The organism is Legionella nigrisilvae (genome assembly GCF_977063395.2).
The window spans coordinates 33,640-56,516 of record NZ_CDRUGZ020000027.1 but is presented as its reverse complement, the minus strand read 5'-3'; the positions used below and the strand labels follow the sequence as shown (position 1 = coordinate 56,516).

Sequence of the window (22,877 nt, the reverse complement as noted above, 5' to 3'; positions counted from 1 at the left end):
ATTAACTCACAGATAATTGATTTAACATTCCATTGTCTGTTAATACATATAATTTTTTTCCGATTACGCTTGGGGAAATACTCACACCACTTGAAACTTTTGAGCGGGCTATAATTTCACCCGTTTGGGTATCAATAAAGTGTAAATAACCCGTTTTGTCACCTACTACTAAATCATTTTTGATCAAAGCAGGCTCAGTTAGTACTCTTGCCTTTAATCCAGTTTGTTTCCAATTAACTTGTCCACTACGTTTATCAATAGACCAAACGACATCATGGCTGTCTGTGATAAATAAGGTGTTACCACTTAGAATCATATTCTTGTATACAGAACCGGGTTTTCTCCAAATAAACTGCCCATCAGATAAAGATAATGCACCAATATAACCCTGATAACTGGCAAGATAAACCACATTATTTTCCACAATGGGATCGGCATCAATATCAACTAATCGCTCTACATCGCTGGGTCCTGAAGCGTAAGCAATACTTCGTTGCCACATGACACGCCCTGTTTTCAAATCTAAAGCATCAAGTTTCCCATCAGAAAAACCTATCAATACTAAATTTCCCATAGCAACAGGCGATGAACTTGCCTTGAGGATTAAACTAGGAGAACCATGTTCTGCCATCCATATTTGTTTTCCATCAGCTGCATTAAAGGCATACACTCTACCGTCGATGGTCTTAACAATTACCTTTCCGCCTAAAATAACTGGTGGTGATAGAATTTCACCCGTAACCTTTGATTGCCATAATTTGTTACCATTATTCTCATTTAATACTACTAATGAAGAATTATTAGTACCTACTGCAACATATCCACTGGCTACTGCTGGTCCACTAACCAAACCATGCTTAAGCGCAGTAGACCATTTCATATTACCATTATTCTTGCTAATAGCTTGAACTAATCCACTCGCATCAGCGGTATAAATAATCCCATTTTTAATTACTGGCTTAAGTCTTAAATATTCTTTATTTTTTGATGACTTGCCAGCAGCTACTGTCCAGTTTTGGTCTACTTTAACTTTGTCTTTAATTTGCTTAAGTTCTTTAGGTTTGGGCGTGTTGTCTTTCCCTAACATGTAATCATCAAGTTTTGAACACCCTTGAATTATGGTACAAAGAATTAAAATAAATAATTTCATTTTCATGAAAATTGGACCTCAATTTTTACAAAACAGCTCAATAAAAGCATTCACTAAGTTTTAGCTCAATAGAGAAAATCTCAAAACAGGTGTATTAAGCCTATTAAGCTAATAACAAAGAGGTTATGCAGACTCTATTTTTTTATCTCCAGAAATAACTGAATGAGATTTGCTCGCTATCGCATTAGTTTTCATTTCTAAAAATAAATTCCCCATTCCATTACTTTTTACTTCATCCAAGGCTTGCTTATAAGAGTTCATGGCCTCTTTATATTGGCCGGTGGCTCCATAAATATCACCTTTTAATTCATTAATGACCGGTAAATAAGTATTATCTTCAACATTGCTTAATTCCTTAAGAGCATTTGTGTACGACTTTTCTGCTGCGAAGATACGTGCAATACGAATTTTAGCTATTTGCTTCAGAGTTGACATTTTACTGTTTGCAGCAACGGCCTGTAATTCTTCAGTAGCTTTATCCAATTTATTTTTTGATACATAAATTTTTGCAAGTGTCATATGTGCAGCATCGGCATAAACGGTACGACCGTGCTCGTGAATTAACTGATTAGCATAGGCTCTTACTGCTTTAATATTTTGATTAGAGAGAGCGACCATCATTTGCTCATAGGCAACTGAAGCCTGTTGAGTAAGTTTTTCCTGATGCCAATGCAAATATCGATATCCTGCAATACCAAAGAGCACAAGTGATAATACTATAGTGACAAGATTACCGTATTGTTTCCACCATTTTTTTATCGATTCTAATTGTTCCTCTTCAGTCATATACACTGACATATTATTCTCCTGCACTCACTCTAAATAATCTTTTAAAACATGATTAAGCATATTTTGATCTACTGTAATTTGCTCAGTCTCATTCCGCAAATCTTTAATACTAATTTGCTTGGTTGCTAACTCATCTTCACCTAAAATTAAAGCTAATCGAGCCCCGCTTTTATCTGCTTTTTTGAATTGACTTTTAAAACTACCACCGGCCGTATTTACTGATACTTCAATTTCTGGATATTTAGTACGTATTGATTCAGAAATTACCAGAGCTTTTACCACAGCATCTTCATTGGTAGCAATAATATACAATGCATTCTTTTTATTATCCTGCTTGAGAACACTCAGAGTTTCCATAAGAAGATATATTCTTTCAATACCTAATGCAAAACCTACTGCTGGTGTTGGATTACCACCTAATTGCTCTACCAGTATATCGTATCGACCTCCAGCACAAACTGTAGCTTGACTTCCTAATTTATCGGTTACCCACTCAAATACTGTATGCCCATAATAATCAAGACCTCTGACCAAAACCGGGTTTACTGTATAGGGTACCTTTAATTGGTCTAAACCATCACAAAAAGACTGAAAATGTTCTCGACTTTGTTCATCCAGAACATCAATTAGTTTAGGTGCATTAGACAATAACTCCTGCATTTCAGGGTTTTTACTATCTAAAATACGCAGTGGATTGCGAGTTAACCTGCGTTTACTGTCCTCATCTAACTGTTGTTCATGATCTGTCAAATATTCAACAAGCACTTTTCTATAGCGCTGACGCTCTGTTAACTCACCTAAGGTATTTATTTGCAACTGTACAGAATCTGCAAAGCCTAACTGTTCCCAGAATTTACGACATATGGAAATTAATTCCAATTCAACCATGGCACCAGGCATCCCAAATGCCTCTACACCTAATTGATTGAACTGCCTATATCGTCCTTTCTGTGGCCGTTCATGTCGGAACATGGGACCCATATACCATAATTTTTGCTGTTGATTATGTAGGAGCCCATTTTGCAGACAAGCACGTACACAACCCGCAGTCCCTTCGGGTCTCAAAGTAATGCTATCCCCATTTAAATCATTAAAAGTATACATTTCCTTTTCGACTATATCAGTGACTTCACCTATAGTGCGTTTAAATAACTGAGTGCTTTCAATAAGTGGAAAGCGTATTTCCTGATAGCCATAACTGGATAATACTTTTACAAAAATTTGTTCGATGGAACGCCAAAATGCCGTTGTTTCAGGCAAAATATCATTCATTCCTCGTATTGCTTGGATTCTCTCAGCCACCTATTTTCTCCATAGGAGACATTTCCGGTTTAGGATTTAATAGAGATTGCATTTTTGATATGTCAGTCAGTTTTAATTCGTGGGTCTCTGTTGCTGGTGTTTGGTTTAGAGATAAATCAACAGGAGTACTTTGGGCAGGAAATACCTGTTGAGTATCTCTATTTTTTTGCCACCAAATTCCTACCGCAACCATCACACCTAAAGCAAACAAAATGGTGAACCAACGAATAATATGTTCTGCTTTATGAGACTCACGTTTACTTTGTTGCCATAACAGAGCGCGATCAGATTTTTTCTCAACGACAAACTGCTCATTAAATATCGCCAGATAAGGTTCCGGAGAAGTACCTAATAATTTAGCATAGGCACGCAAATACCCTTTAACAAAAACGGGTTCTGGCAACAAATGAAATTCATTAGTTTCAATTAACTCAATAATACGAGCTCTTAAATGCAATTTATTGGCAACATACTCAATCGTATATCCTTTTTGTTCCCGGATACTTGCAAGTTGTTCGCCTGGATTTTTATGCTCAACTATACTTTCATCCAGTGTGGTTGTTGTATTCATTATTTACTCCACTATTGTCGATATTGGAATTCAAATTATTTATACTTTGCTGATATTCTGCTGCGAGAGTATATTGCCCAACTTTCTCAGAAATCTCCTTGGCCAAAGATAATAGTACTCTGTCATTTAAAATTAAATCAGGGTGCTTTTGTAATAGCGCAAATGCATCTGAGTCTTTTCCGCTTTTAATTTCAAGTTTCAGTAATTCATAAAAAGATGCTTTCCTTGAAGGGTCTTGATTTAATGCTTTTGCAAAATACAGTTTGGCCTTGTCTTCATTAGGAACTGAAAGAGCACAAAGTCCCGCATTTTCATAAGCTCCAGAAGTATGCACATATTTTAAATCATTAGCAGCTTTTAAAAAGTAATTTTCAGCTTTTGTATAATTGCCTTGTCGACATAAAAAGGCTCCATAGTTATTTAGCTGAGCGCCTCCATTTCCCGAAAATGAGATGGCTTTCAAATAGTATTTTTCTGCCTGGTCTAGTTCTTTAGTTTGCTCAAAATAATAAGCCATTGCAGAGTTAACATCGGCTGAAGTAGGTTCTTGCTCTAATGCAGTAAGCATCTTTTTTTTCGCTCTAGGCCTATCCCCTTGTTTTAAATACTCGAGGCCTAGCTGTGCATTATAGGATGCAGCTTTACTGAGATCAGGCTTTTTAAAATTTTGTTTTTCATTTTCTTCATCATGCACACATGCCTGTAAAAACAGCACGGTCATAATAAACAAAAGACAAAACCTTTTTAACACAATATTTCACGCTAAGGTTAGAAATGATTGCGCATTATAACCGCTTATAAATAAATTAAAAATGATTTGTCACAAATAATGATTTTATTGTAGTTTTCAGTGACATAATTAGAGTCGAAGAGTGGTGCCAAACCTGTAAATAAGAGCTATATCTTAACCAGTTTCTCCCCTACGCCAGCTACTCTTCTTGTTCTGCAGTGGATTGCTCTTGATCTTTTTTGGATATAAAGTGTAATTTCTGCCATCTTTGAGAGCGACTTGTTCTATCCTTGACTTCACCAGCTAATTGGCCACATGCTGCATCAATATCATCTCCTCGTGTTTTACGGGTAATCGTATTAATACCATGGGCTATTAATTTATCTCTAAATGCATCAATTGCTTCTTGAGGCGAACGCTCATATTGAGTCATCGGAAAAGGATTAAAGGGAATTAAATTGACTTTTGATGGAATATTGCGCAGTAACTTGATCAACTGATTCGCATGTTCAGGTTGATCATTTACCCCCTTGAGCATGACATACTCAAAAGTTACCTTCCTTCGAGGTTCATTTTTAAAGTAGTTTTTACACAAAGCCATCAGCTGTGCTAAAGGATATTTCTTATTTATAGGAACAAGGACATTTCGCAGTTCATCAGTAGGTGCATGTAAGGAAACAGCTAAGGCCACTGGGCTAACTTCTCTTAAACGTTCCAGATCGGGAAGAACACCCGAGGTACTCAAAGTAACACGACGTTTTGATAATCCATAAGCAAAATCATCCATCATAAGATCCATTGCGGACACGACATTATCAAAATTAAGCAAGGGTTCTCCCATGCCCATCATCACCACATTAGTAACTCTTTTATCGTGTGTTCCATGTTGTTGTGATAACTCTCGTGCAGCCAACCATACTTGCCCAATAATTTCTCCAGTGGATAAATTACGATTAAAACCCTGTTTTGCAGTAGAACAAAAGGAACAATTTAAAGCGCATCCTACTTGGGAGGAAACACATAAAGTGCCTCGATTGGTTTCGGGAATGAATACGGTCTCGATGCAGTTACCGCAGTCCAGCTTTAAAAGCCATTTATGAGTACCATCATTGGATTTTTGGCAAGCGACTATTTCTGGTAATTTAATGCAAGAACGTTGTGCCAATTTTTCTCTCAACGTCTTACTAAGATTGGTCATTTTTGTGAAATCAGTAAAACCTGCCTGATGAATCCACTGGATTAACTGTTGCGCTCTATAAGGTTGCTCGCCCCAGCTATTGAGTAATTCACGCATTTGTTGGTAGTTGTAATCGAGCAGATTTACTTTCTGTACAGTCATTTTTACTCCAAATTTAATGACCTAAAAAACGTATTCGGGAGCCTCTGTATAGCATAGTGAAACCTGGGAATACTAATCTTTCAAGAACCCGGGTTTCGCTGCGCGCTTTACCCAGGCTACATGAGGTCATTAAATATCAAAACCTATCTTATCGTACACAAATTTCATGCGGTTCAAAAAAGAACGCAATTTCACGTGCAGCATTTTCCAGACTATCTGAACCATGAACGGCATTGGCATCGATACTGTCAGCGAAATCAGCACGTATAGTTCCCGGAGCAGCTTCCTTGGGGTTTGTTGCACCCATGATGTCTCGGTTTTTCATTACTGCATTTTCGCCGTGTAATGCCTGAACCATTACTGGACCAGAAATCATAAATTCAACTAAATCCTTAAAGAAAGGACGCGCACGATGAATATCATAAAAACTTTCTGCTTGCTCACGAGAAAGTTGCATCATTTTTGCAGCAACTATGTTTAGACCAGCGTTTTCAAAACGGGTATAGATTTGTCCAATAACAGATTTAGCCACTGCATCAGGTTTAATAATTGACAATGTTGTTTCTTTTGTCATCACGCACTCCATAGGGGGTTAGTTAAAGTGCAATATTATACACGAAATCTAAGCTAGATGGCTAATATAAATTCCTTTTAAAGTCATAGTCATCATTCATCAAGCAAAACTAGATACATACTTTTCATTAACCTTACCCTATTGCACCAATTGTTTTATCAAAATATAAAGGTTCTCTATTAATAGCATCTTGTTCTGGGTCAATTTTATATTCAGGTAATGATTTCATTAAATCAATCACCCGTAGAATCGTTTCATAAAAAAGAGTTCGGTACGAATTAGCAGCTTGTCCTATCTCTTCAGTTTGCGCAAGAAAATCACTGATTTGTTCATCAAAATCCATATCAATGAGCACAACTTCGGACAATATCATTGCCATTTTTCTCTCTAAATCCTCAGTAAGCGGAGTCTTGAGAACTTCATTTATTTTCTCTATAAAAAAATATTGGTTGTTTTGAACATCTAATATATTGCAATAGATTAGCGCATGATTTATTGCCTGCCGTATTTTACTTTTTTTCTCTGAAATACCCATACTTTTAAGTAGGCCTCTCAATGAAGCGATTGCCTTTTCTATTTCAGTATTAAATATTTGAGTTACTCTTATCAACGCTGATTGACTGTTAGCAATCAACCAATCATGTTGTCCCTGCACATTATGAAACTCATCTCCAAGATTAACTAGTTGCTGACGTTCATTTTCTAGTTCCTCACGAGTTGAAGCTCCCTGTGCCTCTTCACCTTTAGAGTTCTCTCCAGATAATAAATAATCAATAAATAATTTTTGTGTATAAACATGATAATCATTCGCTTGTTGTAGGATGATTCCATTCAGTACACTTTTTAGTGGAACACGTAACAACCGATGATAAAAACTATATGGACTTTTAATTGCTTCTACTAATTCACTTTGTGCTAAATTGACTTTGTATGTACCCAATATACGCTCGGCTGTGATTACTCCGTATGTTGAAAACCAGTGACTTAATTCATTATCAGATTCTTCCCCGTTCATTTTTCATCCAATTTAAATTTCAAAATATTAAGCGTATTTACAATTCCCTAGATTAATCTAATTTTTGATTTACACCTCATCAAACCGTAGGATACATGTGCATCGAGCGCAGGTAATCAAAGCTTCAAAGGCCAAAATAGTAGAATTGTAAAAAGGTCCTATGATATAAGACAGTTTATTCGATAAGTATAGTGTATTTCGCAGATGTTAAAACGATTAGATACTGATTTACAATTGTTAAATGACTTTCTTCAAGTAAAAACTCCGCAAATATGGTTAGATTATGCTGCAGACCATATACCTTTGTTATTAATTGACCATGCTCATTGTGAACGGAAGGCAGCTGCCACTGCAATTAATTTTATGAGCAAATACCCAGAGAAAAAAGAACTGGTGGAAATGATGTCTCCATTGGCTCGTGAAGAACTACTCCATTTTGAAAAGGTCATTAATTTAATGTCGAACAAAGGGATTCAATTTTGCCCCCTACAACCATCAGGATATGCAACTCAGATGCATAAGCAGGTTTCAAGCAGAAATGTACTTCAACGTTTATGTGATCAGTTGATTATTGGTGCCATTATCGAAGCCCGTTCTTGTGAACGTTTCCACGCCATTATCCCCTTTCTCGAAGATCAGGATTTGGTGAAGTTTTATGGTACTTTAATTAAATCAGAAGCGCGTCATTTTGAGGATTATCTTCGACTGGCGAAATTATATGGTGGAGACATAGAGCAACGTTTGAAGTTTTTTTTATCTATAGAAAATGATTTTATTTTGGCTTCTGATACGGTATTTCGCTTTCATAGCGGAATACCGCAAATTCAATAATTATGGAGGAGTAGGAGTAGGAGTAGAATGTACTTCTTTTTGCTCTTCATATTTCAAATTAGCATTATCTTTTAAAAATTTAGCTAAACTTGTTTGGGGATTCGCATTCAATCTTTTGAACGTATCTTCATCTAATCTAGCGCCACTGGCATAATGTTCGTATTCATCCGGCTTACCCTGAACCGGAGTATAATCATTTTCTGCTAGCCAAAGAGCTATCATTGACTTAAACGCTGTATTCGCTTCATTTGTTTTGTCAAGAGATATCTTATCAGACCGGGTTAAATCAGCTATCTCAACTTTTCCATCTTTAAAGGTAACTTTATGTTCTAAAGTAGGTAACTGAAGATCACCATCCCCTTTTATTTTATGCACGAGTTTACCTTTGAGAGGAATATAAAGTGACTCTTTCATTTTAAGTGCCTCACCAATAAGTGGTGTATTCTTAGCTAAGTCCCATGCTTCTCCTGCAACTTGATTTGCTGAGATATTGTGTGCTTTATTCATTTTTCCAAATAAATTCAACAAGGACATCATATTGGATCGCCAATCATTATAAGCATTTTGTTCAGAATTAATGACTGAATCAGCGAGTTCATTTAACTCTTCATCATAAGTTGTTTCTTTACCGGTTCTCTCGTTTGTTTTTCTATGTTTATTTCTCAGCTCATCCATCGATTTAGCATATCTCATCTGCTCTTCTTTACGTTTCTCAGCAATATAAGCATCCAAATCTTCCTTATTTTTTTGCTCTCGAAGTTCAGCCATCCCTTTTGAGGAAAGTTCATTGAATTCCTTTAATTTTTCATCCATTTCGTCTTTACTTTTAGCCGCCATAACTGATACTCCAGGAAAATCACAAATGGGCAAAATAGAGCCCTTTTGTATGATCATAACACAATAATTGGGGTTTGTCATCCCAATCACTCAACACGTAACGTACTAGTTTTTGCGAATTTTTTTGATAAGATGAGATGCCTGGTTTATGAGTATGACCATGTATTAATTGTTTCACTTGATAGTAAGACATATGAGCAACCACTACTTCAGCCACTACATCCATTTCCTCTAAAGATTTGTTCTGATTCATTTCACTATGATAGCGTACTTGATTTACTAATTTCTTCCGATAATTCAATGGGAAACTTAAAAATAAGGTAGAAAAGATTTTGTTTCGTGTTATAAAACGAAAACGCTGGTGAGCCTTATCTTTAGTACAATATCGATCACCGTGCACCAAAAGTACTTTGTCTTGGCCTAATTGGATCACGGTAGGCTCAGGTAAAATTGTCCACCCCGCCATTTTGGCAAAGTTTTTTCCTAATAGAAAGTCACGATTGCCATGCATATAGAACACATTAATTTCTTGTTTTTTTAGGGCATATAACTGACTAGCAATCGCTCTGCTCCAATCATCGGCAGTATCATCCCCTGCCCATGCATGAAAAAAATCACCTAGGATATAAATATTTTTGACTGAATCACAAGCCCATTCGAGAAATTGATTAAAACGCTCCTGAATGGCCAGATTTTCAGGATGTAAATGAAGATCCGAAATAAAAACAGCTTCTATCATAAGGGCTCTATATGTATATGCTCATCCAATAAATAAATCTGACAAGGTCCACTGTAAGGTTCGATTGCATCACTTAAACGATAAAAACCAGCAATCGATACTAATTCTGCTTCCAGGGAGTGACAGAAAATCCGGGCCTCTTTATCACCTGAAATTCCAGCTAAAGCTCTTCCTCTTAGAGCTCCATATACATGAATACATCCATCAGCTAATAATTCAGCCCCATGACTTACTGAAGAAGTCACTACAAGATCAGCTCCTTTTGCGACAACTTGCTGCCCAGAACGAACAGGAGTAGTAATTAATTTTGATTTTGTTAATTCATGATGATTATTTTCAATGGGTCGCTCAATAATAGGTTTATCTTGGGTTGAAGAAGCATGTAATACAGCTAATCCATGGCATTGGGCTAGGGTGTTATGTAATATACTCCCTCCTTGAATGGCAACAGGGATCATGCCATGGGAACGAGCAAGCTCCAGTAAAGCCTGTAAATCAAATTCTAATTGTTGTACTGAGGATAAATCAAACACAACAGGTGTATGCTCAAATAATTTAGGAGCTTTGGCGATAGTATCCTCAAGCTGATGCGAAAAAGCCTCAGGATTCGTATTGAGTACTTGTAATACAGTAAATGTATAAAGGCGACCTTTTAATTTAAATGCTTGAGTTTGTGTTGTATTTTCACTCATGAGTATGATATCCATAATGAATATTTTTGTTTATACTAACATGTGAAAACCAATAACAGAAGGATATTAAGGTGGATAAACGGTGGTTTGAACAATATCAGAAAGGAGTTCCCCATGAAATTGACTCAAGTCAATATTCTTCCCTAGTAGATTTGTTTAAAGAATCCTGCACACGTTATGCTAAAAAAACTTCATATAGCAATATGGGAAGTAGTATAACTTTTGGTGAACTGGATGAGTTAAGTCGAGATTTTGCTGCCTATCTTCAACAGCTTAAGCTGGATAAAGGAACTCGAATAGCAATCATGCTTCCTAATGTTCTTCAATACCCAATTGCTCTGTTTGGCATCCTACGCGCAGGTTACGTTGTTGTGAATACAAATCCACTTTACACCACTGACGAGCTTATTCATCAAATGAATGACTCTGGAGCTGAAGTGATCGTTGTACTAGCCAACTTTGCAAAAACTGTAGAAAAGGCATTAAATTCAATTCCTACATTAAAACATGTGATTGTAACTGAAATAGCTGATCTTTTCCCTACCCCAAAACGACTTATTGTTAACTCTATAATTAAATATATAAAAAAAATGGTACCGGCTTATAGTATCCCTCATGCAGTTGCCTTTAACTATGCATTACTTGAAGGAAAACAAGCACCTTTACACCATGTAGAGTTAAATCATGATGATATTGCATTTTTGCAATATACGGGAGGTACGACAGGGGTTGCAAAAGGTGCCATTTTAACTCATGGGAATATGATCTCTAATGTCTTGCAAGCCGATGCATGGATTAAGCCGGTCATAGGTGCAGATGGCAATGATATTATTGTTACAGCGATACCTCTCTATCATGTCTTTTCTCTCACCGCTAATTGTTTGACCTTTTTAAAACAAGGTGCAAAAAATGTACTAATTACGAACCCTCGTGATATGGGACATTTTATTAAAGAAATCAAAAAAGTGGGTTTTACAGCAATTACAGGCGTAAATACCCTATTTAATGGCTTATTAAACCATCCTAAATTTAAGGAGGTTGATTTTAGTAAACTAAAAATCTCACTTGCAGGAGGTATGGCTTTACAAAAAAGTGTGGCCCTAAAATGGCGTGAAGTCACCAAAACACCGGTATTGGAAGCTTATGGATTAACTGAAACCAGTCCTGCTGCCATCATGAATCCAATGAATCTGACCGAATATAGCGGAAGTATTGGCGTACCCATTCCTTCTACTGATGTCATCATTCTTGATGATCAAGAGCATGAAGTACCAATAGGGACCAGTGGAGAAATATGCATTAAAGGACCGCAAGTAACCCCAGGATACTGGAAGCGACCTGATGAGACTGCTCTAGTGTTTACTAAAAATGGCTATTTAAAAACAGGCGACATTGGTAAAATGGATGAAGAAGGATTCATCTATTTAGTTGATCGAAAAAAAGATATGTTACTCGTATCAGGGTTCAATGTTTATCCTAATGAGGTGGAGCAAGTAATAGCAATGCATCCTGGTGTGTTAGAAGTAGGTGTAGTTGGTGTTTCTGATATAGAATCTGGCGAACGAGTTAAAGCATGTGTGGTAAAAAAAGATCCTGAGTTAACCGAAGAACAAGTTATTGCTTATTGCCGAGAACATCTAACTGCTTACAAAGTTCCCAAGATAGTCGAATTCTACGATGAACTCCCCAAAACAAATGTAGGAAAAATTCTTCGTCGAGCACTAAAAGAAAAGAATGCTTCCTCTCCCAGTCATCCCGAGAAAAAACCAGCTGTTGCTATATAAAGAACTGAACGAAGCTTCGTCTTATGACGATATTGCCCTCCCCGCGGCTTGTCCACGGGGTTCAGTGTTATAGTATTTTCTCAAGCTAGTACTTCTATTTTACTAATTGTCTCATTATGAGAGCTGTTGCACCCCACACCCAGTCTTTGTTCGCAGTAAATTCACAAGTAACATAACGACGACCGCCACGTTCAATCCTAAAGTCTCTATAATTTTTAACATCTTGTACTAATGTCATGGGTATCGATATTAAACGAACAACTTCATGAACATTTAATTGGTAGGGTTGAACCGATTCGATGCTCGCAAACCAAGGATGAATAATACTTCCTAATAGAGTTTTTTGGATATTTAACTCCTTGATTAGGGTTATGCGGTCTTGGGTAATACCTAACTCTTCATACAATTCTCTAAGCGCAGTAACGTAATAATTCTCATCTCCTTCTTCCCATGTACCACCTGGAAAACAAATTTCTCCTGGGTGGGTGCGCAATTGATCACTACGTTGCGTCAAAATTAATGAATCGGATAATTGTTCATATAAGACAACTACTGCCGAGTGCACTAGTTTTTTCCCTTCAAAATCATTTAAGTCCATTAATAACCGCTGCTATTTTAATATAGCATTCACGATATTCATCTTCACAGTTTGAGTCAATAACTATTCCACCACCCGCAGCTAAATGCAAAATATTATCTTTAGCCGTCAATGTCCGAATAGCGATATTCGTGTCAAATCGCCCATGCCGTGAAAAATAGCCTATAGACCCGCAATAAATTCCTCGGGAAAAAGACTCCTGTTCATCAATAATTCGCATGGATTCAATTTTGGGTGCCCCGGTAATGGAACCACCCGGAAAACAAGTCAAAAATGCTTCAAATGGCAAAATAGACGACAAACATCGAGCTTCGATTGTACTCACTAAATGATGAACTGAATTATAGCTTTGTACTTCGCATAAAGAAGTAACGTGTACCGATCCAGGTTGTGCAATTTTACCGAGATCATTTCTCAATAGATCAACTATCATTACATTCTCGGCGCGATTTTTTTCACAAGATGTTAATTTATTTTTTAACCACCCATCTTCAACTTCATTTTCGGAGCGTGCGATAGTTCCTTTAATAGGCGATGTAACTAATTTACCTGCGTCATAAAAAAGAAACCGCTCCGGGGAAAAACTTAAAATATCAGCATCAGCAGTTCTCAAAAATGCAGCAAAAGGTACGGGGTTTTTCTTACAGATTTTTTTATAAAAAGCCCAATTATTTCCCTCATAGGCAGCATGAAAGGGTTGAGTAAGATTGACCTGATAACATCTCCCCTCTTTTAAAAATTGATAAATAGAGGAGAACGCATCGACGTAATCTTTTTTGCTCATCAAAGGAGTAAAATCACTTTTAATCTGTGCATCACAAGGGTGTTTGGTAGCCGCATTCCAAAGTTCTAAGATCTCCTCAACTATCCTAGGAGTTGTTTGAAGTGTATTTGCTGCGAATAATGTTATGCTTTTTTGATGGTGGTCGACAATGATTGCCCAATCATATAACCCAAAATTCAATAAGGGCATGTTGTCTAATGTAGGTTGCCTACTAGAATCTATCCCTAATAACTTTGCGCCAAGATCATAAGAAACATAGCCCAGAGCACCACCTTGGAAAGGAAGATTTGCTACAGACGGTATCGGCGATAAGATTCGAGTAATTTTCTTTAGTAAATTTGGTAAATCATGAGGGTTTTGTTCGATTTGAATAAAATCATAAGGATAAGCACTGATAATATCATAACGCCCATGAAAGCGATCGGTACTTTCAAGAAGAACAAAACCAGGTAAATGATGTAATTTTTGATAATACTCATGCAGTGAATCATGATAATCCAATGAATGTAATGAAAATTGATTCAAAATATTCCTCTAAGGTAAATATTATAATAGGTTCTTTTGATGTAGCCTGAATAAAGTAATATGAAGCCTAGGATTTCTTAACGACATCCCGAGTGCAACGATGTAGATTCCTGCATTACAATCGGGATGACTAGGGTTCCGCTTCGCTTCACTTAGGCTATAAGTTTCTTACTTTATTCTCTGGTTTTTGAATTAATTTGTGAGTATGCTATGCAAACGCTTTATTGACAAGGAGCCTCATATGTCAACAGTTGCTCAATTTAATATTACATATACTCAGTTTTTAAATGAACATGGAAAATTGGTTGGTCAATTACCCCCTTTTGCCGATGATCATTCTGCGCTCAAAGAACTTTATAAAATCATGGTCCTTACGCGGACATTTGATAAAAAAGCAATTGCTTTACAACGAACAGGTAAGATGGGAACTTATGCTCCAATTAATGGACAAGAAGCAATTTCAGCAGCTATTGGCCATGCAATGCGTCCTGAAGATGTATTTGTACCTTATTATCGAGATTACGCTGCCCAACTTCAACGCGGTGTAAAAATGTCTGAAATTTTAGCCTTCTGGGGTGGCGATGAGCGTGGTAGTCAGTTTTCATCGAACTCAGAAGACTTACCTATATGTGTGCCCATTGCCTCTCAGTGTTTACATGCAGCAGGCGTAGCATTCGCATTTCAATACAGAAACCAGCCACGGGTTGCCGTGGTATGCCTTGGCGAAGGTGGTACCTCAGAAGGTGATTTCTACGAAGCGATGAATGTTGCAGGTACTTGGAAATTACCTGTTGTTTTTGTAGTGAATAACAACCAATGGGCAATCTCGGTTCCTAGGGATCAACAGACGGGTACACAAACTATAGCTCAGAAAGCCATAGCAGCTGGTTTTACCGGCATACAGATTGATGGAAATGACATTTTAGCAACACGACAGATTATTGGCGATGCGATTGAAAAAGCACGCCGTGGTGAAGGACCGACTTTAATTGAAGCCTTATCTTACCGGTTATCGGATCACACCACTGCTGATGATGCAACTCGGTACCAGCCCTGTCAGGAAGTTGAGAAGGCAAAACCCAAAGAACCTATCTCACGATTTAAAGAGTTTCTTACAGAACAAAAGATCTGGAATGCACAAGATGAAGAAAATCTAGTAATCCATTGTTCTAAAGAGGTTGAAAAAGCCGTTAATGAATATTTAAGTATGGAGCCACAACCGATTAGTAGCATTTTTGATTATCATTATGCTGAACTACCTGATTATTTAGTGGAGCAACGTGCAATAGCTATGGAGGAAGCAACTCATGCCTGATATTACATTGATCGAGGCAGTAACTCAGGCTTTGGCTTACGAGTTAGCTCATGATGAAAATGTTGTGGTTTTTGGAGAAGATGTCGGTAAAAATGGCGGGGTTTTCCGTGCCACAGTAGGATTACAAGAACGATTCGGTGAAAAAAGAGTTTTTGATACTCCGCTAGCAGAATCAATGATTGCTGGATTAGCGATTGGTATGTCAATTCAGGGTCTGAAACCAGTGGCTGAATTCCAATTTATGGGATTTATCTATCCAGCAATGAACCAAATTATTTCTCACGCTGCTCGTATGCGTAATCGAACTCGTGGACGTCTTCACTGCCCACTCGTTTTTCGCGCTCCTTTTGGTGGGGGCATCCGAGCTCCTGAACATCATTCAGAGAGCACCGAAGCATTATTTGCGCACATACCTGGTTTACAAGTAGTGATCCCTTCCTCTCCACGCCGAGCATATGGTTTGCTTTTAGCGGCTTTGCGTAATCCAGATCCAGTTATTTTTCTTGAGCCAAAACGAATTTATCGTTTGGTCAAACAACCTGTTGAAGATAATGGTGAAGCTCTTCCTCTAGGAAAATGTTTTACTTTGCAACAAGGTGAAGATGTCACTTTAGTAAGTTGGGGTGCTAGTATTCACGAAACACAACAAGCAGCAAAACAATTGAGCGACGAAGGAATTTCATGCGAAGTGATTGATGTAGCAACAATTAAACCACTAGATATCGAGACGATTCTAGCCTCAGTAGAAAAAACGGGACGTTGTGTGATCGTTCATGAGGGAGCAAAAACTTGTGGAGTGGGTGCCGAAATTTCAGCACAGATTATGGAAAATTCAATGACTGATTTAATGGCTCCAGTTCAACGGGTCACTGGATATGATACAGTAATGCCGTATTTTCAATTGGAAAAACAATACATACCCAGTATTGCACGTATTAAAAACAGCGTTATGAGCATAATGGAGTAATAATGAATATATTCAATCTACCTGATTTGGGTGAAGGTTTACCGGATGCTGAGATTCATGAATGGTTTGTCAAAGAAGGTGATAAAGTTGTAGCAGATCAACCTTTGGTTTCTATGGAAACTGCAAAAGCTGTAGTTGACGTCCCCTGTCCTCAGTCTGGAACTATTAGCAAATTGTACGGTAAACCTGGAGATGTAATTAAAACAGGTGAACCTTTGGTAGCTTTTGAATCGACAAGTTCCAAAACTGCAGATAAAGGAACAGTTGTCGGTAATTTAGAAGAAAGTAGCGAAGTGTTTGAAGATAACTTTACAATTGGTACCCAACACACTACAAGAAATCGTATTAAGACAACTCCTGCTGTTAAAATACTTGCTAAAAAACTTGGTGTTGATTTATCTTCAGTTAAAGGCTCCGGTGAATTTGGTGTCATTACTCGCGCTGATGTTCAAGCCCAAGCAGATAAGAATTCACAAGTTCCTGCAGGTTTTGAACCTCTCCGAGGGGTCAGACGCGCTATGCTGAATAGTATGGTTCAATCTCACACCGAAGTGGTTCCGGTAAGTATCTTTGATGAGGCCGATATTAGTGCTTGGAAACCTGGTACTGATATTACAGTTCGCCTAGTTCGCGCAATGACTTATGCAGCGAGCAAAGAACCAGCTTTAAACGCATGGTTTGATACTAAGCATAGTGCCCGCCAATGTTTTGAGCAGGTACATCTAGGCTTAGCTATGGATAATGAAGAGGGTTTGTTTGTACCTGTGATTCATGATGCAGCAAAACATTCCGATGCTGAGCTTCGTAATATGATTAATGATTTTAAAAAATCGGTAAGTACTCGAGAAATCACTGCAGATAAATTAAAAGGTGCAACAATAACTCTTTCTAATTTTGGAAAGTTTGCTGGTCGTTTTGCAAGTCCTATTATTGTTCCACCAATGGTGGCCATTTTAGCCGTAGGTAGGCTCTACCAAGGGGCTGTTGTAAACAAAGGTCTTATCGAGTCACATAATATACTTCCACTATCCTTAAGTTTCGACCATAGAGCAGTTACTGGAGGCGAAGCAACACGTTTCCTAGGTGCAGTGATGGAATCGTTACAAAAGGAATAAAATTGAAAATCCTCTCCCTGAAGGGAGAGGATTAATATTACTGTTCCATTTTTTCTTGCATTTTACTTTTAATTTTCTCAGCTATTTTCACTTTACATTGTTGCAATTGTTCTGGACTAAAATTGGTATTTGGTAATTGTTTTTGACCCATAGCTACAGGTAACACACAGTCTTTAACTAATTCTTTACCTGCATTTTCTCCTCCCTTATAGTAACCATTTTGCATACAGGAAATTGCAATGGCTTTACAAGGTCCTGTCCAACCGTATAAAGAAACACTCATCAATAAGCCAAGTATACTAATTTTTGCGAATAATTTATTCATTTTATAATTCCTTTTGTTAAGGATAAAATCCCATTTTTGACAAGCCTCTAAAATATAGCACAGTATTGTTATTTTGTTTTACGAATAATTTATATCTTAAATTCAGTACATTACGGATAAAACCACCTTATTTTGCCACGGAAATAAACACCTATGTCATTCGCTTCCCACTCGTTATTATAGGGGCACCGTGCACTCAGTTGGAATTATCCTTGAGCAATTTTATTAAGTAGTGCTGCAAGTCTACATCCTGCATATGTAACCTGTTTCTGCACTAATAATTGGGCATTTTCCTGATATTTATCGCTAGGAGTTTCATTATAATTCGTCTGATAAACATTTTTTATGGCCAACTTATGTGACATCTTTGCCCATTTAGCAGGTTTTAGTTCTGTACCAATCATCGAGCAGGGCATTTTTTGTTCCAGGTACTGTGCTGTATTTTTTATTTGGGTTTCATTAAATTGCCCAAGAAAAAATCCAGCTCCATTATCCCAGTACTGATGCAAATTACTGCCTACCGGATTTTTTCCTAACAAAAATAAATTGCCGCCTAAATCGCCCTTAGGATGTTGCTCACTGACTCGAGTTATCGCGTGCAGTGGTTGATGAATATCACCTGTTATATGAATTAACATCCGTAATGCTAGTTTTTTATCGGATGGATTTGTTTTTTTAGAGGTAAGTACAAAGGATGCTTGTTTAATTGCCTTAATTGCATTGGTACTTTCAACGGGAGGTAACCGAGTTCCATCACTTGAATAAGGGATATCGATATAATGCATTACATCATACCAATATACTTCCCTCCATCTAATTTCATCCATCCAGGTTGAAGCGCTAACAAAACTTGAATTGGGTGTATTATGAGTGCGCGAACGAAGATATTTATAGCACATGTCTTTCGCTTTCGGTGATAAATTATCGTAGGCAATTTGCGCCACTACCTTGTGGCCTGCCGCATTCCAAGCATAGCTATTTAAAGCCCCAAAACACAAAACAAGTACATAAATAATCCGTGACATAATTAGCCCAAATAGGGAGACCACGCAGGCTCTTGTACATCTCCTTCACGTGCGGGGAGTCTCATTCTTATTCTACCGTCCAGGGAAACGATACCCAATACACCTTTATCTTGATTATGGGTCGCATAAAGAATTAAACGACCATTAGGTGCAACAGATGGGGACTCATCACGGCCAGAAAAAGTTAGGCTGGCAATTGGTCCACCGCTTGCACTTTGTAATCCTATGTTAAATTGCTTGTCGTCACGATGCAACATCACAATATTTTTCATATCTGGGGTATAAGAAGCTCGAGCATTATAGTTGCCTTCAAAGGTTACTCGACTTACTTGGCCATTAGCTAAAGATAAACGATATATTTGTGGCGACCCCCCTCGACCTGAAGTAAACAATAAGCTTTTACCATCGGGAGCATAACGTGGCTCAGTATCAATAGCATCGCCAAAGGTCAATTGCTTCATATTTCCGGTATTGATATCTATACTATACACTTTTGGTGTTCCGCTTTTAGACAATACAACAGCCAATTCCCTTCCATCAGGAGACCACGCGGGTGCCCCGTTAATACCCGGGAAACTGGTAATCAAACGTCGTTGACCTGTCTCAACTGAAACCGTAAATATCTGTGCTCTTTTTTTCTCAAACGAAACATAAGAAATAGTTTTACCATCCGGAGCCCATGCGGGGGACATAATAGGTTCGGATGAAATCAATAAGCTCTGTGGATTATATCCATCCGCATCTGCAACTTCGAGTGAATAACGAGTACTTTTCAGTGTTCTTTGGACCGAAATATAAGCGATACGAGTAGAGAAAATACCCCTCTCTCCTGTTAACTTTTGATATACTTCATCGCTGATATGATGTGCTAAGGGTCTAATTTGATTCGCGCCAATCTGATACGTTTTTGTTAATAGAGTAGCTCCATTAGCCACGGCATCAGTTAAAGTGAAGCTTACTTCATAATGGTTTCCTACTTGATTAACCCGGCCCGTAACAACACTGTCAGCTCCGAGTTGTTTCAACGTGCTTACAGATGATTGTGCGTTTGCACCTTGGGGCCCGGAAACAATTCGAAATTGTCCTGATAAATTTAAATCATTTTCAATAACTTGTCCGATTTCTTGAGCCGTATTATTTGAACCAAAAGAATTGATTGCTATAGGTAAAGCTGAATTAATCCCTTGGGTTAACTCTAAATCAAGAGCAAAAATTTGCTGCGTAAAAAGTATTAAAAAAAGTGTAATAAGTCGGTTAATCACGAGTTTTACCCCCTCACTTGTTCTGGTCGAACGGTTAAACTTATATCGCGAAACAGGTTAAATGTTTCTGCATCTGCGGGCACAGGTAGTGGTGATGCTTTATAAATAGCCGTTTGTGCTGAACGATCAAGCAATGGATCACCGCTACTACGGGTTAAAGTAACTTCCAATACCATTCCATCGGGAGCAAGCCGTATCCTGAATTGACTCGATAAACTGCTGTCAACATTTTCAGGCAATATCCAGTTTCTACCAATGGCATTTACAATAAGTGCTTTATATTTATCAACTTCCCCAGCAATACGTGCCTGTGCCTCGGCATTTTTTGCTGCTTGTGCTTGTTTCGCTGCAGCTGCGGCTTCAGCTTGTTTTTTCCTTTCCATTTCTGCTTTTGCAAGATCTGCTTTTTCTTTTTGAGCTTGTTCTTCTTTTAATTTTTCAGCTTGCTCTTTTTCTGCCATTTTTTTCTTATTCAAATCAGCAAGCTTCTTAGCTTCAAATTTCTGTTGCTTTACCAACTCTTCCTTTTGCTTTTTTAAATCTTCAATGCGCTTTGCTTCCAATGCTTTTTGCTCTTCGAGTTTCTTTAAACGCTTTTTTTCTTCTTCTGCTTGTTTTTTACGTGCAATAGCTATCCTATTCGCTTCTTCTTTAAGTCGAGCAAGTTGTTGTTGCTCTTTTATCCTTTGCTGTTTTGCAACTTCAGCCTGACGTTTGAGTTCATTTTGTCGATTAATTTCGGCCTTTTTTTGTTGCTCCCGTTCCTGTTTCAAGCGATTTACTGTCTCCATAACTTGTTTGTTATCGACACTCACTGCTTTCACTATTTCGGGTTGTGGTGTAACAGCAATTGGTTGCTCTACTCCTGGCGTATTCTTGGTTTCCGCCGTTAAAACAGGTCGTTGGCTTGAACTATCGGTCAAAAGCATCACCACTAAAAAAAGATGCAAGCCAATTGCAGCAAAAAAAGGTTTACGATAACTTGGATTGCTTATCATGCTAGGCCCTCTGATTTTTCTTGCTCGGAATCAGTTAACAAACCTACCTGTTCTGCCCCTGCTTGCTTCAGTAAAGCCATTGCTTGAACCACCTTACCGTATGCGACGCCCTGGTCTCCTTTAACTAAAACATTAAGCTTCTGGCCTGACTGCTTTGCTAATTCCAACTCTGCAGCAACACGAACCACTAAAGCTTGAGACTCTATAGGCTCCGCGGGTGTGCTGCTGATATTAAGAAAATACGCCCCTTGTTGATTTACTGAAACAATAATAGGTTCTCTATCTGTGGGTGATAGGGTCTGGCTTGCTGCTTTAGGTAAGTCTACAGTTACTCCCTGACTCAGCATTGGTGCTGTGATCATAAAAATAACAAGTAAAACCAACATAACATCGATATAGGGTACGACATTAATTTCTGATATGGGACGCTCACGTTTGGTTTTTGGTCTGATCATTTCAAATTTTACCCTCTTACAGTATCACTGTTTTGTTGTTCTATAAGCGATATTAATTCTTCCTGAAATAAGTCAAATCGATTTAATAAATCATTAGCACGAGTAGTATATCGGTTATATGCAATAACTGCCGGTATTGCTGTGAACAAACCTAAAGCTGTTGCTACTAATGCTTCAGAAATACCTGGAGCGACCATAGCAATGGTGGCTTGTTGAGCATGACCCAATGCCTGAAAGGAGGTCATTATACCCCAAACAGTACCAAATAATCCTACATAAGGGGCTATAGAACCCACGGAAGCAAAAAATGGTAAATGTTTTTCCAGCTTTTCAGCTTCCTTAGCATGAGTTATTTGCATGACCCGCTGAATGGGTTCAATAATTACATTACCTAGTTTTCTAGCACGTACAAATTCTTTAAAGCCCGCATGAAAAATAGCAGCCATGCCATCTCGCTCTTCTGAATTACTATCGATATCGGCATAAAGTCTGCTTAAATCACCGCTATCCCAAAATCTCTGATTAAAGGAATCAGTGAGCTGTTTTTTGCGATTGAAAAACCAGGCGCGTTGAAATATTAATGTCCATGAAGTAATGGAAGCAGCAGCGAGTAACATCATGACTGATTTAACAACTAGACCTGCTTGCATAAAGTACATTAATACGTTTGCTTGATTACCCATTTATATTATCTCCAGTACCAAGATCTTATTTCTATGAATCATCATCGATTATATTTTTATTTACAAGCCGATAACGAAAACCATTCTTTATTCATTTTGGAAATCGCTTTGGCTTCAAATTGCTATCGACACATACCACTTGAATTTTAGCTTCACAAACAATTTTACCCTGCTGATTTTGCATACTCTGATCAAATAAAAAACTACAAGCTCCTAATTGTTGAACTTGAGTTTTAACTGTTAGCAAATCATCTAAACGAGCGGGTGCTTTATAACGAATATGTGCATCATATATCGCAAAAAGAATATCCTTCTTCATTAAATCAGAGAGAATTAAATTACTTTGCCTTAACATTTCTGTTCGGGCCCGCTCAAAATAACAAAGATAGTTCGCATGATAAACAATTCCCATATAATCTACGTCTTCAGCGTAAACTCGAAAGGAATGTTGATGCACAATTGTAGCATCCAT

25 protein-coding genes are annotated in these 22,877 nt (G+C 37.8%); 5 read left to right on the top strand and 20 right to left on the bottom strand.

Annotated features, from left to right (window positions below; all coding sequences use genetic code 11):
* Nucleotide 1 precedes the first annotated feature (1 nt).
* The 8 genes from bamB to ACWTE2_RS17535 all read right to left on the bottom strand — a co-directional run bounded on the left by bamB (nt 2) and on the right by ACWTE2_RS17535 (nt 7,470).
* A complete protein-coding gene (gene bamB / locus ACWTE2_RS17570) occupies nt 2–1,156 on the bottom strand; it encodes an outer membrane protein assembly factor BamB (RefSeq protein ID WP_454783670.1) in 1,155 nt (384 codons plus the stop codon).
* 117 nt (nt 1,157–1,273) lie between these two features.
* Entirely contained in the window at nt 1,274–1,948 is a 675-nt protein-coding gene (locus ACWTE2_RS17565; protein WP_454783669.1) for a YfgM family protein, read from the bottom strand.
* A 15-nt stretch (nt 1,949–1,963) separates the two neighbouring features.
* Nucleotides 1,964–3,241: a histidine--tRNA ligase gene (hisS, locus tag ACWTE2_RS17560; RefSeq protein WP_454783668.1), complete on the bottom strand. Its 1,278-nt coding sequence runs from the start codon at nt 3,239–3,241 to the stop codon at nt 1,964–1,966.
* A complete protein-coding gene (locus tag ACWTE2_RS17555) occupies nt 3,234–3,812 on the bottom strand; it encodes a helix-turn-helix domain-containing protein (RefSeq protein ID WP_182393553.1) in 579 nt (192 codons plus the stop codon). The genes hisS and ACWTE2_RS17555 overlap by 8 nt, the downstream gene beginning before the upstream one ends.
* Nucleotides 3,787–4,533 (bottom strand): type IV pilus biogenesis/stability protein PilW, encoded by a 747-nt coding sequence (pilW, locus tag ACWTE2_RS17550; RefSeq protein ID WP_454784417.1) that lies wholly within the window; start codon nt 4,531–4,533, stop codon nt 3,787–3,789. The genes ACWTE2_RS17555 and pilW overlap by 26 nt, the downstream gene beginning before the upstream one ends.
* A gap of 208 nt (nt 4,534–4,741) precedes the next feature.
* A complete protein-coding gene (gene rlmN / locus ACWTE2_RS17545; RefSeq protein WP_454783667.1) occupies nt 4,742–5,881 on the bottom strand; it encodes a dual-specificity RNA methyltransferase RlmN in 1,140 nt (379 codons plus the stop codon).
* A 148-nt stretch (nt 5,882–6,029) separates the two neighbouring features.
* On the bottom strand, nt 6,030–6,455 hold the full coding sequence (ndk, locus tag ACWTE2_RS17540; RefSeq protein WP_182393551.1) for a nucleoside-diphosphate kinase: 426 nt from the start codon (nt 6,453–6,455) through the stop codon (nt 6,030–6,032).
* Nucleotides 6,456–6,588: 133 nt separating this feature from the next.
* Nucleotides 6,589–7,470, bottom strand: a complete 882-nt coding sequence (locus ACWTE2_RS17535; protein ID WP_454783666.1) for a hypothetical protein — start codon at nt 7,468–7,470, stop codon at nt 6,589–6,591.
* Nucleotides 7,471–7,674: 204 nt separating this feature from the next.
* Between ACWTE2_RS17535 and ACWTE2_RS17530 the strand changes: the two genes are divergently transcribed.
* Nucleotides 7,675–8,301 carry a MiaE family protein gene (locus ACWTE2_RS17530; RefSeq protein ID WP_454783665.1) on the top strand — a complete coding sequence of 209 codons (627 nt, stop codon included), beginning with the start codon at nt 7,675–7,677 and terminating at the stop codon, nt 8,299–8,301.
* On the opposite strand, the gene ACWTE2_RS17525 is transcribed toward ACWTE2_RS17530, so the two are convergent.
* Genes ACWTE2_RS17525 through minC form a run of 3 tightly spaced genes read right to left on the bottom strand, consistent with a single transcriptional unit; the run spans nt 8,302 to nt 10,569 of the window.
* Complete coding sequence (locus ACWTE2_RS17525) at nt 8,302–9,114, bottom strand: hypothetical protein (RefSeq protein ID WP_454783664.1); 813 nt, start codon at nt 9,112–9,114, stop codon at nt 8,302–8,304.
* Nucleotides 9,115–9,157: 43 nt separating this feature from the next.
* The gene (locus ACWTE2_RS17520) at nt 9,158–9,877 is read right to left on the bottom strand and encodes a UDP-2,3-diacylglucosamine diphosphatase (RefSeq protein WP_454783663.1); all 720 of its coding nucleotides are present in this window, start codon (nt 9,875–9,877) and stop codon (nt 9,158–9,160) included.
* Nucleotides 9,874–10,569 (bottom strand): septum site-determining protein MinC, encoded by a 696-nt coding sequence (minC, locus tag ACWTE2_RS17515; RefSeq protein ID WP_182393546.1) that lies wholly within the window; start codon nt 10,567–10,569, stop codon nt 9,874–9,876. The genes ACWTE2_RS17520 and minC overlap by 4 nt, the downstream gene beginning before the upstream one ends.
* Before the next feature lie 71 nt (nt 10,570–10,640).
* Here minC and ACWTE2_RS17510 point away from each other — a divergent pair, with 71 nt between their 5' ends.
* Nucleotides 10,641–12,353, top strand: coding sequence for an AMP-binding protein (locus tag ACWTE2_RS17510; RefSeq protein WP_182393545.1), 1,713 nt, complete (start codon nt 10,641–10,643; stop codon nt 12,351–12,353).
* Nucleotides 12,354–12,447: 94 nt separating this feature from the next.
* Here the strand turns inward: ACWTE2_RS17510 and ACWTE2_RS17505 are convergent, their stop codons facing one another.
* Together ACWTE2_RS17505 and pabB are read right to left on the bottom strand one after the other, a co-directional pair.
* Nucleotides 12,448–12,951: an NUDIX hydrolase gene (locus tag ACWTE2_RS17505; protein WP_182393544.1), complete on the bottom strand. Its 504-nt coding sequence runs from the start codon at nt 12,949–12,951 to the stop codon at nt 12,448–12,450.
* Complete coding sequence (pabB, locus tag ACWTE2_RS17500) at nt 12,938–14,260, bottom strand: aminodeoxychorismate synthase component I (protein WP_454783662.1); 1,323 nt, start codon at nt 14,258–14,260, stop codon at nt 12,938–12,940. The genes ACWTE2_RS17505 and pabB overlap by 14 nt, the downstream gene beginning before the upstream one ends.
* A gap of 241 nt (nt 14,261–14,501) precedes the next feature.
* Here pabB and pdhA point away from each other — a divergent pair, with 241 nt between their 5' ends.
* The 3 genes from pdhA to ACWTE2_RS17485 are packed head-to-tail and all read left to right on the top strand — an operon-like array spanning nt 14,502 to nt 17,657.
* Nucleotides 14,502–15,575: a pyruvate dehydrogenase (acetyl-transferring) E1 component subunit alpha gene (gene pdhA, locus ACWTE2_RS17495; RefSeq protein ID WP_454783661.1), complete on the top strand. Its 1,074-nt coding sequence runs from the start codon at nt 14,502–14,504 to the stop codon at nt 15,573–15,575.
* Nucleotides 15,568–16,542, top strand: a complete 975-nt coding sequence (locus tag ACWTE2_RS17490) for an alpha-ketoacid dehydrogenase subunit beta (RefSeq protein WP_182393541.1) — start codon at nt 15,568–15,570, stop codon at nt 16,540–16,542. The genes pdhA and ACWTE2_RS17490 overlap by 8 nt, the downstream gene beginning before the upstream one ends.
* Before the next feature lie 2 nt (nt 16,543–16,544).
* Nucleotides 16,545–17,657, top strand: a complete 1,113-nt coding sequence (locus ACWTE2_RS17485) for a dihydrolipoamide acetyltransferase family protein (RefSeq protein ID WP_454783660.1) — start codon at nt 16,545–16,547, stop codon at nt 17,655–17,657.
* A 37-nt stretch (nt 17,658–17,694) separates the two neighbouring features.
* Here the strand turns inward: ACWTE2_RS17485 and ACWTE2_RS17480 are convergent, their stop codons facing one another.
* The 7 genes from ACWTE2_RS17480 to ACWTE2_RS17450 form a co-directional block, all read right to left on the bottom strand.
* On the bottom strand, nt 17,695–17,982 hold the full coding sequence (locus tag ACWTE2_RS17480) for a hypothetical protein (protein WP_454783659.1): 288 nt from the start codon (nt 17,980–17,982) through the stop codon (nt 17,695–17,697).
* 206 nt (nt 17,983–18,188) lie between these two features.
* Nucleotides 18,189–19,007 carry a S1/P1 nuclease gene (locus tag ACWTE2_RS17475; RefSeq protein ID WP_454783658.1) on the bottom strand — a complete coding sequence of 273 codons (819 nt, stop codon included), beginning with the start codon at nt 19,005–19,007 and terminating at the stop codon, nt 18,189–18,191.
* Between the two features lie 2 nt (nt 19,008–19,009).
* Nucleotides 19,010–20,269: a Tol-Pal system beta propeller repeat protein TolB gene (tolB, locus tag ACWTE2_RS17470; RefSeq protein ID WP_454783657.1), complete on the bottom strand. Its 1,260-nt coding sequence runs from the start codon at nt 20,267–20,269 to the stop codon at nt 19,010–19,012.
* Nucleotides 20,270–20,274: 5 nt separating this feature from the next.
* Nucleotides 20,275–21,267 (bottom strand): cell envelope integrity protein TolA, encoded by a 993-nt coding sequence (gene tolA, locus ACWTE2_RS17465; RefSeq protein ID WP_454783656.1) that lies wholly within the window; start codon nt 21,265–21,267, stop codon nt 20,275–20,277.
* Nucleotides 21,264–21,722 (bottom strand): protein TolR, encoded by a 459-nt coding sequence (gene tolR, locus ACWTE2_RS17460; protein WP_182393534.1) that lies wholly within the window; start codon nt 21,720–21,722, stop codon nt 21,264–21,266. Before tolR ends, tolA begins: the two co-directional genes overlap by 4 nt.
* A gap of 8 nt (nt 21,723–21,730) precedes the next feature.
* Nucleotides 21,731–22,405: a protein TolQ gene (gene tolQ / locus ACWTE2_RS17455; protein WP_182393533.1), complete on the bottom strand. Its 675-nt coding sequence runs from the start codon at nt 22,403–22,405 to the stop codon at nt 21,731–21,733.
* A 91-nt stretch (nt 22,406–22,496) separates the two neighbouring features.
* A complete protein-coding gene (locus ACWTE2_RS17450) occupies nt 22,497–22,877 on the bottom strand; it encodes a YbgC/FadM family acyl-CoA thioesterase (RefSeq protein WP_454783655.1) in 381 nt (126 codons plus the stop codon).